Source organism: Symbiobacterium thermophilum IAM 14863 (genome assembly GCF_000009905.1).
GTDB lineage: Bacteria > Bacillota > Sulfobacillia > Symbiobacteriales > Symbiobacteriaceae > Symbiobacterium > Symbiobacterium thermophilum.
This window is the reverse complement of the sequence record NC_006177.1, coordinates 2735847-2748296: the sequence shown is the minus strand read 5'-3', so window position 1 is coordinate 2748296 and position 12450 is coordinate 2735847. Positions and strand designations below refer to the sequence as shown.

At 70.1% G+C, this 12450-nt stretch carries 8 protein-coding genes; 5 read left to right on the top strand and 3 right to left on the bottom strand.

Features of this window, described 5'->3' with window-relative positions; genetic code table 11:
- Positions 1-891: 891 nt before the first annotated feature.
- The 4 genes from ltrA (at position 892) to thrB (ending at position 6591) form a co-directional block, all read left to right on the top strand.
- The gene (gene ltrA, locus STH_RS12730; protein ID WP_011194155.1) at positions 892-2181 is read left to right on the top strand and encodes a group II intron reverse transcriptase/maturase; all 1290 of its coding nucleotides are present in this window, start codon (positions 892-894) and stop codon (positions 2179-2181) included.
- Between the two features lie 70 nt (positions 2182-2251).
- Entirely contained in the window at positions 2252-4207 is a 1956-nt protein-coding gene (gene thrS, locus STH_RS12725) for a threonine--tRNA ligase (protein WP_011196681.1), read from the top strand.
- A gap of 202 nt (positions 4208-4409) precedes the next feature.
- Positions 4410-5609 (top strand): threonine synthase, encoded by a 1200-nt coding sequence (gene thrC / locus STH_RS12720; RefSeq protein WP_011196680.1) that lies wholly within the window; start codon positions 4410-4412, stop codon positions 5607-5609.
- Between the two features lie 7 nt (positions 5610-5616).
- Complete coding sequence (thrB, locus tag STH_RS12715; protein WP_011196679.1) at positions 5617-6591, top strand: homoserine kinase; 975 nt, start codon at positions 5617-5619, stop codon at positions 6589-6591.
- A 487-nt stretch (positions 6592-7078) separates the two neighbouring features.
- Here thrB and STH_RS12710 read toward each other — a convergent pair whose 3' ends face one another.
- Genes STH_RS12710 through STH_RS12700 form a run of 3 tightly spaced genes read right to left on the bottom strand, consistent with a single transcriptional unit; the run spans position 7079 to position 11578 of the window.
- On the bottom strand, positions 7079-9346 hold the full coding sequence (locus tag STH_RS12710) for a transglutaminase TgpA family protein (RefSeq protein ID WP_043714094.1): 2268 nt from the start codon (positions 9344-9346) through the stop codon (positions 7079-7081).
- Positions 9310-10569, bottom strand: a complete 1260-nt coding sequence (locus STH_RS12705) for a DUF58 domain-containing protein (protein WP_011196677.1) — start codon at positions 10567-10569, stop codon at positions 9310-9312. The genes STH_RS12710 and STH_RS12705 overlap by 37 nt, the downstream gene beginning before the upstream one ends.
- A gap of 49 nt (positions 10570-10618) precedes the next feature.
- Positions 10619-11578, bottom strand: a complete 960-nt coding sequence (locus tag STH_RS12700; protein ID WP_011196676.1) for an AAA family ATPase — start codon at positions 11576-11578, stop codon at positions 10619-10621.
- A gap of 211 nt (positions 11579-11789) precedes the next feature.
- Here STH_RS12700 and STH_RS12695 point away from each other — a divergent pair, with 211 nt between their 5' ends.
- Positions 11790-12425 (top strand): TlpA family protein disulfide reductase, encoded by a 636-nt coding sequence (locus STH_RS12695; protein ID WP_011196675.1) that lies wholly within the window; start codon positions 11790-11792, stop codon positions 12423-12425.
- Positions 12426-12450 lie beyond the last annotated feature (25 nt).

Below are 12450 nucleotides of genomic sequence, written 5' to 3'. Positions count from 1 at the left end.
CACCGCGATCGTCCGCCCGGCGAAATTCGGCGTACAGTTGCACAACGCGCTTGACACGCCGGGAGCGCCGTGCTATCCTTGCACACAAGTTTGAACGGCGATGATCGGGGACAAGACCACGCCCATCCCCTGCAGAGAGGGAGCGCCGCTGGCTGAAAGCGCCCCGGGGCTCTGTGCGCGGGAAACCACCCCGTAGCTGCCCGCCGAAGCCGTCCGTGCGGATAAGGCGGGAGGGTGCGCCCTGTACCGCGCGACGAGAGCCCGGCCCAGGCCGGGAACGAGGGTGGAACCACGGGAGTATGGCCTCCCGTCCCTTGCGGGACGGGAGGTTTTCCGTGTGCCCGGCATGGGCGCTGACTTGGCGGTGAAAGTCCGCTACGGGCGAGGCAGCACCAGCCCGTTAGCCAAAGGCAAGGGTGTCCGTCGTGAGGCGGAATCTGAAGGAAGCCCGAGGCAAAGCCACGACCCGAGGAACACGAACCCCATAGGAGGCTGTGCCGCTCGGGTGAGCTGGCCGAACACAGCAAAACCCGAAGCTGCCAAAGGGCGGTGCGGTAGATGGGGCGGGTGCGGGGTGAAGGTCAGCGTTCTTACCCGGGGAGATCTGCCGGGAACGCCAGCAACGCTGGTAACCTGCGTCGGGAGACGCAGCTGAACCGGCAGAAGTCAGCAAAGGCCATAGTACCGGCAGGGGGACGCCCCAACCGGGAAGGGCCGAACGTCAGGAAAGGGGTGAACCCGTTGCGTTCGAGCAGCCCGCGACAAACGCAGAAGACCCCGAACGGGACCTGCTCGCCGGAGGTAGCGGTGAAGCCGCAAGGGACGGCGAGAGGGCGGAGTGGGCAGCCGGCACAAGACGGAACGTTACCCCGCGGGGAGCACAGCAACCTGATGGAGCAGGTGGTGGCCAGGGAGAACATGCTGGCCGCCCTGAAACGGGTGGAGCGGAACGGAGGCGCTCCCGGCGTGGACGGTGTCCCCACCGAACGGCTGCGGGACCAGATTCGCGTGGAGTGGAGCCGCATCCGTGAGGGACTGCTCCAGGGGACCTACAGACCGCAGCCAGTCCGCCGGGTCGAAATCCCGAAACCGGGCGGCGGCAAGCGGATGCTGGGGATTCCCACCGTGATGGACCGCCTGATCCAACAGGCACTCCTGCAAGTACTGACGCCGATCTTTGACCCGACATTCTCCGAATCCAGCTACGGCTTTCGGCCGGGGCGGCGGGGTCATGATGCGGTCAGGAAGGCACGTCAGTACGTGGAGGAAGGGTACGACTGGGTCGTGGACATGGACCTGGAGAAGTTCTTCGACCGGGTCAACCACGACGTGCTGATGGCCCGCGTGGCGCGGCGGGTAACGGATAAGCGTGTGCTGCGGCTGATCCGGCGGTACTTACAGGCTGGGGTCATGCTGAACGGGGTAGTCGTGGCGACGGAGGAAGGGACGCCGCAGGGCGGTCCGCTGAGCCCGCTGCTGGCGAACATCCTGCTGGATGACCTCGACAAGGAGCTGGAGCGCCGCGGGCACCACTTCGTCCGGTACGCCGATGACTGCAACATCTACGTCCGCAGCAAGCGGGCGGGAGAACGGGTCTACAGGAGCGTGCGCCACTTCCTGCAGGAGCGGTTACGGCTGAAGGTCAACGAGGAGAAGAGCGCAGTGGACCGGCCGTGGAAGCGGCAGTTCCTCGGGTTTAGTTTCTACAAGCACCGGGGAGTGCGCATCCGGCTGGCCCCGAAGAGCCTGAAGCGCGTGAAGGACAAGCTCCGCACGCTGACGGACCGCAACCGCAGCCAGAGCATGGAGGACCGAATCCGGCGCCTGAATGCTTACTTGCGGGGCTGGGTTGGGTACTATGCGCTCTCCGATGCCAGGTCAGCCTTTGAAAGACTCGAAGGATGGCTGAAGCGTCGGCTGCGAGCATGCGTATGGAAGCAGTGGAAGCGTGTACGCACGCGCTTTCGGGAGTTGCGCGCCCTCGGTTTGCCCGAATGGGTAGTCCACCAACTCGCCAACAGCCGCAAAGGCCCGTGGCGGATGGCAGGTGGCCCACTAAACAGCGCCCTGGGCGACGCCTACTGGCGTGCCCAGGGGCTGATAAGCCTGACCGAATGCTATGAAGCGACTCGTCAATCCTGGCGAACCGCCGGATGCGGACCCGCATGTCCGGTGGTGTGAGAGGACGGGGGCTAGCCGCCCCCTCCTACTCGATTTTTCTGACCACTTGTTGCGAAAGGAGCTTGACACGATGTCCAGCGTCGTGCACGTGACCCTGCCGGACGGCAGCGTGCGGGAGTACCCGCAGGGAATCACCATTGCCGAGGCGGTGGCCCAGATCGGGCCGCGGCTGGCGAAGGCCGCGCTCGCCGCGAAGGTGGACGGCCGGCTCGTCGACCTGTCCGCCCGACTCGAGAAGGACTGCACCCTGCAGGTCCTGACCTTCAAGGATGAGGAGGGCCGCGAGGTCTTCCGCCACACCTCCACCCACATCATGGCCCAGGCGGTGAAGCGGCTCTTCCCGGAGGCCAAGCTGACCGTCGGCCCGCCCCTGGAAAACTCCTTCTACTACGATTTCGACCTGCCCCGGCCCCTGACGCCGGAGGACCTGGAGAAGATCGAGGCCGAGATGGCCAAGATCGTCGAGGCCGACTACCCCATCGTCCGCCAGGAGGTGGACCGGGAGGAAGCCAAGCGGTTCTTCGCCGAGCGCGGCGAGGACTACAAGGTGCTCCTGGTCGACAAGATCCCCGAGGACGAGGTGGTGTCGATCTACACCCAGGGCGAGTTCACCGACCTGTGCGTGGGCCCGCACCTGCCCTCCACCGGCCGGGTGAAGGCGTTTAAGCTGCTGAGCGTCGCCGGCGCCTACTGGGAGGGGAACCAGGCCAACAAGCAGCTCCAGCGGGTCTACGGTACCTCCTTCGAGTCGAAGAAAGACCTGGAGGATTACCTGTTCCGGCTGGAGGAGGCCAGGCGGCGCGACCACCGCAGACTGGGCCCGGAGCTGGGGCTGTACCGGTTCGAGGAGGTGGCTCCCGGCTTCGCCTTCTGGCTCGACAAGGGCTACCGGCTCTACCGGGAGCTGGAGAACTGGAGCCGGAAGCTGCAGGAGGCCCGGGGGTACGAGGAGGTCAGCACGCCGTGGATCGTCTCGTCCAAGCTGTATGAGACGTCGGGCCACTGGCAGCATTACCGGCAGAACATGTTCGAGATCCGGGCGGAGGACCAGGACTTCGCCACCAAGCCGATGAACTGCCCGTGCCACTGCGTGCTGTACAAGAGCCAGATCCGGTCCTACCGGGACCTGCCGCTGAAGATCGCCGAGTACGGTCCGCTCTCCCGCTTCGAGGCCTCGGGCACGCTCCACGGTCTGCTGCGGGTGCGGGGCTTCCATCAGGACGACGCCCACCTCTTCGTGCGGCCGGATCAGATCGAGGAGCAGATCCGGGAGGTCATCGGCCTGGTGGACACCATCTACGGCACTCTGGGGCTGGAGTACGAGATCAAGCTCTCCACCCGGCCGGAGGACTTCATGGGCGACATCGAGCTGTGGAACGAGGCCGAGGCCGCCCTCGCCCGGGCGCTGGACGGCATGGGCCGCAGCTACAAGCTGAACCCCGGCGACGGCGCGTTCTACGGGCCGAAGCTGGACTTCGACGTCACCGACGCCCTGGGCCGCAAGTGGCAGTGCGCCACGGTGCAGCTGGACTTCCAGCTTCCCATCAAGTTCGACCTTACCTATATCGGCGAGGACGGCAAGGAGCACCGGCCGGTGATGATCCACCGGGCGATCATGGGCACGCTGGAGCGGTTCATCGGTATCCTCACCGAGCACTACGCCGGCAACTTCCCGCTGTGGATGGCCCCGGTGCAGGCCCGGGTGCTGCCCATCACGGACCGGCACCACGCGTACGCGGGCGAGGTGGTGGCGAAGCTGCAGGAGGCCGGGTTGCGGGTCGAGGGCGACTACCGCAACGAGAAGGTGGGTTACAAGATCCGCGAGGCGGAGCTGCTGAAGATCCCCTTCATCCTGGTCGTCGGCGACAAGGAGGCCGAAGCGGGCGCCGTGGCGGTGCGCCGCCGGGGCATGAAGGACCTGGGTCCCATGCCGCTGGCCGACTTCCTGGCACTGGCGCAGTCGGAGATCGCCTCCAAGGCCATGGATGAGGCCTGCCGCAAGGCGGCCTCCGGGACGAGGGACTAGGACCGGGGCGGCTTGTCAGATGGGGCCCGGGCCGGGTCACACGGGTCCGGGCCCAGCCATCCCGTCCGTCCTGCGGCGGTTGGGCGGAGGTTTCTGACGGACCACACCATGTACGCCGTCCTGCGGCGGGAATGGGCGCAGGCCTGAAGCGGATTCGGGCGCAGTCTGTGGGGATGGGATCGTTCTGGACGGAGGTGTGCGCATGGCCCGCTGGCACGGTGTCATCCGGCAGTACCAACGTTTTCTGCCCGTGAGCGAGAGGACCCCGGTGGTGACGCTGCTGGAGGGCAACACCCCGCTGGTGCCGGCGCCCCGGCTGGGGGCGGAGCTGGGGCTCGATCTCTACCTGAAGTTCGAGGGGCTGAACCCCACCGGCTCCTTCAAGGACCGGGGGATGACCCTCGCCATGTCCAAGGCGGTCGAGGCGGGGGCGAAGGCGGTGATCTGCGCCTCCACCGGCAACACCAGCGCCTCCGCGGCGGCCTACGCCGCCCGGGCGGGGCTGCCCTGCTACGTCGTCATCCCCGACGGCGCGGTCGCCATGGGCAAGCTCGCCCAGGCGCTGATGTACGGCGCCCGCACGATTCAGATCGAGGGCAACTTCGACGACGGGCTCCGGCTGGTGCGCCGCCTGACCCAGGAGCACCCGGAGATCGCGCTGGTCAACTCGGTCAACCCGTACCGGCTCCAGGGGCAGAAGACCGCCGCCTTCGAGGTGGTGGACGCCCTGGGGGGCTACCCCGATTTCCTGGCGATCCCGGTGGGCAACGCCGGCAACATCACCGCCTACTGGATGGGCTTCCAGGAGTACGCCGCCGCCGGCGTGGGCGCCGTCGAGTCCTGTAGCTCCAGCGGGGCGCCTGCGGGGGCCCTCCTGCCCCGCATGCTGGGCTTCCAGGCGGCAGGGGCGGCGCCGCTGGTGCACGGCGGCGAGGTGGAGGACCCGCAGACGGTGGGCACGGCCATCAGGATCGGCCGCCCAGCCAGCCGCGCCGGGGCGCTGGCCGCGGCCCGGGAGTCGGGCGGGGCGTTCTGGGCGGTGACGGACGAGGAGATGCTGGCGGCCTACCGCCGGCTGGCGGCGACCGAGGGCATCTTCGCTGAGCCCGCCTCCTGCGCCTCCGTGGCCGGGCTGATCAAGCTGTGCCGGCTCGGGTACTTCGAGGGGCGCACCGGCAGTGCCGGCGATGTGTCCGGGGTCGGCGGTTTCATCGACGGCGTGCCCGCCCCGGTGCCGACCCACCGGCCCTTCACTGGCCGGGGCGGCCGGCCCAAGGTCGTCGCCGTACTGACCGGACACGGGCTCAAGGACCCCGACACGGCCATCCGGGTTTCGCCGCTGCCTGAGAAGCTGCCCGCCGACTACGGCCGGCTGGAGCGGCTGATCCTCTCCGGGAGCTGAGCCCGCCATGGTCAGGGTCAGCGTGCCGGCGACCAGCGCCAACCTGGGGCCGGGGTTCGACACCCTGGGCGTGGCGCTGGAGCTTCGCAACGTGATCGAGATGGACGAGACGGGCATCGACGACGTGGTCATCGAGGTGGAGGGGGCCGGGGCGGGCGCCCTGGAGGACCCGGGGCGCAACATGGTCTACCAGGCCGCCCGCCTGGTCTTTCAGCGGCTGGGCTACGAGCCCAACGGGCTGCTCATCCGGGAGAAGGTGGCCATCCCGGTGGCGCGGGGCATGGGCTCCTCCGCCGCCGCGATCGTCGGCGGGCTGGTGGCCGCCAACGCCCTGGTGCAGAAGCGGACCGGCGGTCCCGGGCTCGACCGGGAGGAGCTGTTGCGCATGGCGGTGGCCATCGAGGGCCACCCGGACAACGTAACGCCAGCGCTGCTGGGCGGCTTCACCGTGTCGTGCATGGACCCGGACCGGGGGCCGCTGTACCTGTGCTTTCCGCCGCCCCGGGGGCTGCGGGCCGTGGTCGTCATGCCCGAGGTGCAGATCAAGGGCCGGAAGACCGAGCAGTCCCGGGGCGTCCTGCCCGCGCAGGTGAGCCTCCGGGACGCCGTCTACAACCTGAACCGCACCGCCCTCTTGGTGGCGGCGGTGGCCCAGGGGCGCACGGACCTGCTCCGGGTGGCGATGCAGGACCGGCTGCACCAGCCCTACCGGGCCGCGCTGGTCCCCGGCATGCGGTCGGTCTTCGAGGCCGCGCTCAGCGCCGGGGCGCTGGGCGTAGCGCTCTCGGGCGCCGGGCCCAGCGTCATCGCCCTCGTCGCCGAGTCCGCCGAGCCGGTGGCGCTGGCGATGGAGGCCGCCTTCCAGTGGGCGGGCAGCAACGCCCGGTCGCTGACGATGGACCTGGCCCGGGAAGGGGCCCGGGTGCTGTCCGGGCCGGGCCGTGAGCAGGACATGCTGGACCGGCCGCCGCACTGGGGTTGAGGAGACGGGACGAACGGATGCGACGAGTCCAGGGTGCGTGGGCACCCTGGACTCGTCGCATGATGGCGGGGACTGCCCGGGGCACACGTGCGCCGCTCCCTTGCGTGCCGGGCCGTCATCTGGGCAGCGCCTTCCCCTTCTGGGGCGGGTCCAGGAGGGGCTGTGCGCCGCGAATATACCCCTAGGGGTAACTCGGGCTCAATCCAGAGGTTCCCATGGCGACTGCACGCGGCCGTTCGAAGCACATTGTGCACCGGAACTGACCCGACGACTGCACATTTCGCGCGTGATGAGCCCCTTTCGTGAAGACGGGGGCAGGATAAGGCGAGCGGAACCCGGATTTGCGGTCCTCCCGGGCTCTCAGTAATACCCCTGGGGGGTAGGTTTGCTGGCGGGCACACCCTCGTTCGAGGCGAAATGTGCGTGGGGGCCGAGGCGGGGGGCGCACATTTCGCCCGCAACGTGCCCGCGCGCCTCCCGGGGCAGCTCAGGGCCGGCCTCCGCGTCGCCCCACCAGCCGCCGCCGGAGGTAGACCCGCCAGCCGTACTCCTCGGCCAGCGCCTCCTTGGCCCGCTGCCAGAAGGCGCGGGCCCGCTGTGCGTGCTCCGCGGGCACCGGGTCGTCGGGCGGACCGTAGCGGGCGGCGGTGTAGTCCGCGGCCGCCTGCCGGGCCTCCTGCCCCAGCGATGGCAAGGCAGCCGCCACCTGCTCCGCGTACTCCAGGGGCGTCTGGTACGGCTGTCGTCCGAGTCCGAACCGGCCCAGGAGCCAGGCGGTCTTCTCCCACGCTTCCTGCACCACCGACCGGGCGTCGGCGTAGCGGAAGCGCTCCTGGAGACCCAGGACGCGGGCGGCCAGCAGGGCGAGGCCGGCTGCGGCGATGGCCGCGAGGGCCCACCAGGTCCGGGGCCGCCGGGCGTCGCCCGGGGTCATCCCGCTGAAGTCGGGGGCCTCGGGCACCTCCTGCTCGGCCCGCGGCGCCTGGGGCAGCGTGTCGTTGCCGGGTTCGAACTCGTCGGTGAGGCCGGGATCGTCAAGCCCCGGCGATCCGAGGGAGGCATTCCGGGAGATTACGGGCAGGTCCGCCCGGGGCGTCGGGTCGAACGTGACCCACCCGTAACCGGGGAAGTAGGCCTCCACCCAGGCGTGGGCCTGGGAGTTGCGGGCCTCGTACGTGCGCCAGCCCCGGTCGTCGACGGTGAACGGCGCGGAGGCGGGGATGGCGTAGCCCTCCACGAACCGGGCGGGGATGCCCAGGGAGCGCAGCATCACCACCATGGCCGAGGCGTAGTAGGTGCAGTAGCCCTCCTGCAGGTCGAAAAGGAAGTAGTCCACGAAGTCGCGCCCCTGCGGCGTGGCGGGAGGCGTGAGCGTGTAGCGCATCCGGCGCAGGTAGGACTCGATCGCCACCGCCTGGTCGTAGGCGTGCTCCTGGCCGGCCGCGATCTCCCGGGCCAGCCGGTGCACCCGCTCCGGCAACTCGGGCAGCTGCAGGTAGCGGGCCATTTCGGGGGTGTCCGGGCCTCGGGGGTCGAAGCGGGGGGTCTCGCGGATCTGCGCGGCGCTGTAGAGCGGGAGCCGGGCGGTCACGGCGTACGTCACGCCGGGCAGGATGGGCGCGGCCGAGCGCAGGTTGCCCTCCGCGTCGGCGGTGTACCGCGCGAGCCCGTCGACCCGGGCGGGCTCCAGCACGTGGAAGATCGTCCGACCGAACCCGAACACGGGGGTGATCTCCGCGACGAAAGCGCGCCGCAGGGTCTCCTCGCCCATCTGCGAGGGCAGCAGCCCGTCCTGGGGTGCCACGGCCGGCGAGTCCCCCGGCTCCCAGGTGGCGCCGGTGTACGTGAGGAAGACCGCGCCCCGCACGTACAGTGCCTGGCTCAGGGGCCCGCTCACGGCGATGCGCAGGGCCACCCGGTCGTCCAGGGTCACCGCGCCGCCGAGACGGCCGATCTCCGGCGAGAAGCCGGTGACGGCCAGCGTGAAGTCGCCTCCGGACGCGACTCCCCCGCCCCGGAACTGCTCCAGGGACGGGATGGCGCTCTGCAGCTGCTGCCCCAGCGTCCCCAGGCTCAGCGGTTTGAAGTCGCCGGGAAGCACCGCCGCGAGCATTGCGACGCTCAGCACCCCCGCCATCGGCGCGGCCAGCGAGGAACGCCGCACCAGGTGGCGGGCCTCCGCCCGCCAGCGGGCGTCTCGCAGGGCGGCCTGGGCCAGGACCCAGAGCAGGAGCGCGAGCACGACGTAGGCGTGGAAGTAGTTCAGGGCTGGATCGAAGTACCAAGCCCACTGGGTGCCGAAGAGCAGAAAGCCCAGTGCAATGGCCCAGAAGGCACGGCCGCGCTGCAGCGCCTCACCGGTCACCACCAGGCCGGCGCCGACTCCGGCGAGGACCATCAGCACGACGCCCACGGCGGGCCCGAAGCTGGCGCCCAGGTTGCCCTCGGCCAGTTCCCGGACCAGGAAGATTCCCTCCTGGGCGGCCCGGATCGCCCAGCGGCCCACCGCCGGCATCTTCCGGGCGGCGATGAGCGCGCCGAGCGCCAGTCCGGCGGCGCTGAGGAGCCCCGCCGGGCGGCTCCGCCACCAGAGCCAGCCCCAGAGCACGCTGGCCAGCGTCACCAACAGGATCTGCTCCGCGGGCATCTCCATGCGCCAGAACTGGTTGAGCGAGTGCAGGCTCAGGGCCACCAGCCCCGCCGAGAACGTGAGCAGCGCTAGCTGGTAGCCTGCGGACGGGCGAGCGGTTGCCACGGACCCACCCCCTCTCCCACACGCACGCGCAGGGCATCGAGCCGCCGCAGATCGGCGCCCGCCGGCACCACGTACACCCACACGCCCCGTCGGGCCAGGAGGTCGACCAGCGCCGGATCTGACCGCCGGATCTGCCTCCGCGCCAAGCCCGGCGGGGCGAAGGTCGTGGCGTCCAGCAGGATCAGCGTGACCCGGTGGCGGGCGCGCAGCGCCACGAGCCGGTCGGCCAGCCCCGGCGTGAGGCGCGGGGTGATGGCCACCAGCGTGGCCCGTTCGCCCAGGTGCCCGGCCTCCGCCTGCAGCACCTGCTCCAGCAGGACGTCGCCGGCCGCGTCCACCTGCGCCAGGGCCTCCATGATCTCCAGGAACACCCGCTCGCCCTTGCCGGGGCTGACGGCGAAGCGGGTCTGGCCCACGCAGAAGAGGCCGGTCTCCATCCTGCGCCTGACCCCCAGCGCGGCCAGCGAGGCGGCGATCTCCGCGGCCGTGTCCGCGGTGGAGCCGCCGCCGGCTTCGCAGGCATCGACGTTGGCCTCCCGGTTGAAGTCCGGGAACAGGATGAGCTGCGTCGTGGCGTTCAGCTCGTGCTGCCGGACCATGAGCGTCCCCATCCGGGCCGAGGTGCGCCAGTGGATGTGGCGGGGGTTGTCGCCGGGCACGTAGCGCCGGATGTCGGCGGGGTTGGACGGGTCCTCGAACGCCCGCTCCTGGGTCCGCACCGGGCCGAAGGGCTGGGCCAGCGGCACGGGCAGCTCGTCGATGGGGTGGACCCGGGGGTAGATGGTCACGGGCGCCTTGGACGCCACCACGACCTCCCGCACGAAGAGCCCCAGCCAGTCCCGGATGCGGACGCGGAACGGGCCCACCCGGCACTTCCCCCTGCGCCGGGCGGTCAGGGTGAGGTGGACAATGCAGGTGCCCACCCAGGGCAGGGTCGTGCCCAGGCGCGGCCGGTCGCTGGCCAGCAGGTGCGCCGGCGTGTCGTCCTCCACCTCGACCCAGGAGACGGGAAGGAGGCTCTCGTTCTCCAGGCGCAGCTTCACGGGGATCTCGTCGCCCACCTCCAGGCTCCGTCGGTCGACGGTGACGGAGCCCGTGACGCGCCCGGCCACGCGCCGGACGTAAAGCCACGCCCCCGCCCAGAGCAGGAGCGAGAGGTAGAAGACGAAGTAGGGGAGGCGGCCGCCGCCGAGCCGGGCCACGATGAAAGCGACCAGGACCATGGCCGGCAACCGCCACTCCCGCGCTCGGCGCAGGGGCCGCGCGCCCCCCTCATGCCCGCCGGGCTGCATGGCCGCTCACCCCGGCGGGAACCGGGACCTGGTGCAGGAGCGCGCTCACCAGCGCCTCCGCACCGCCGCTCCGGAGCTGCGCCTCGGGCCGCAGGATGATCCGGTGGGAGAGCACCAGCGGCGCCATCTCCTTCACGTCGTCCGGCGTGACGTAGCTGCGGCCCCGCATCAGGGCGAGGGCCTGGCTGGTGCGGTACAGGGCGATGGAGCCCCGGGGCGAGGCGCCCAGGTAGACGTCCGGATGCTCCCGGGTCGCCTGTACGAGCCGCACGATATACTCCAGGACGGATTCGTCCACGTGTACGTCCTTGACGGCCTGCTGCAGCCGCAGCACCTCGTCGGCCGTGAGCACCTGCTGCAGCTCCTCCAGCGGCGGCCGCCGCGAGCGCTCGACGACCGTCATCTCATCCCGGAGGGAGGGGTAGCCGAGCCGCAGCTTCAGCAGGAACCGGTCGAGCTGCGCCTCCGGCAGCGGGAAGGTACCCTCGTACTCGATGGGGTTCTGCGTCGCCAGCACCAGGAACGGCCGGGGCAGGCGGCGCGTGACGCCGTCGACGGTCAGCTGCCCCTCCTCCATGCATTCCAGCAGCGCGGACTGGGTCTTGGGCGAGGTGCGGTTGATCTCGTCGGCCAGGATGATCTGAGCCATGATGGGGCCGGGGCGGAACTCGAACTCCCCGGTTTTCTGGTTGTATATCGACACCCCCGTGACGTCGGAAGGGAGCAGGTCGGGGGTGAACTGGATGCGCCGGAACTCGCAGCCCAGCGACCGGGCCAGGCTTCGGACCAGTGTGGTCTTGCCGACGCCGGGCACGTCCTCGATGAGCACGTGCCCCTGGCAGAGCAGGGCGACGAGCACGTACTGGATCTCGCGCCGCTTGCCGACGACCACCAGCTCGATGTTTCCGATGACTCGGGACACGGCTTCCTTGGCGTTCAAGGGCAACCTCTCCTTCGGTGGATCCGGCGCCGGACGGCCGATCGCGACGGGACCGCGCGCCGCGCAAGATGTTCGTATTGTAAAGACGCAATCAACGGAAACATGGTTCGGGGCGAACAATTAAGAATCCTAAGAGGAGGTCCGGGCCTGGCGGCTGTGGTATACTGGTCCCAAATCCACGTCGTCAGAACCGGGGAGTGGGGGATGCGGGATGAGCGTCTCGGCGAAGCCGGGAGCGGCGCGGCGCCCCGCACAGGCCGTGGTCCTGCTCGTGCTCGCCTTGTTGCTCGCCGGCTGCGGCGGGCTGCAGCGGGATGCGGGCGCGGCCGGCGCCGGGTCCCGGTCCGGCGCACAGGCGGGGGGGAGCGCCGCGGATCAGGGTACGGTCCTGGAGGTGAAGCCGGTTCCGGGCTACCTCGCCGCGGACATCCGGGCCAAGGACGTCTTCACCGGTGAGGTTCTGACGCTCTCGGACCTGAAGGGCACGCCGGTGCTGCTCAACTTCTGGGCGACCTGGTGCGGCCCCTGCAGGGAAGAGATGCCGGAGATGGAGGAGTTCCACCAGGAGATGGGCGATGCGGTCCGCGTGGTGGCGGTGAGCGCCGACTCCGGGGACTCGCCGGAGAAGATGGCCGCCTTCGCCGAGGCGCTGGGCCTGACCTTCTCCGTCGTCCACGACGGGGGCAGCGCTGCCCGGGCCTACCGGGTGGGGGCGATCCCGACCTCCTTCTTCATCGACGGGGAGGGTGTGATCCAGGTGCGCTACACCGGTCCGCTCACCCTGGAGCAGATGAAGGAGTATGCCGAACTGGCCTCGAACACAGCAGAGGATCCGGAACATCCGTAATCCCAACGGGAGAGGATCGTAGCAG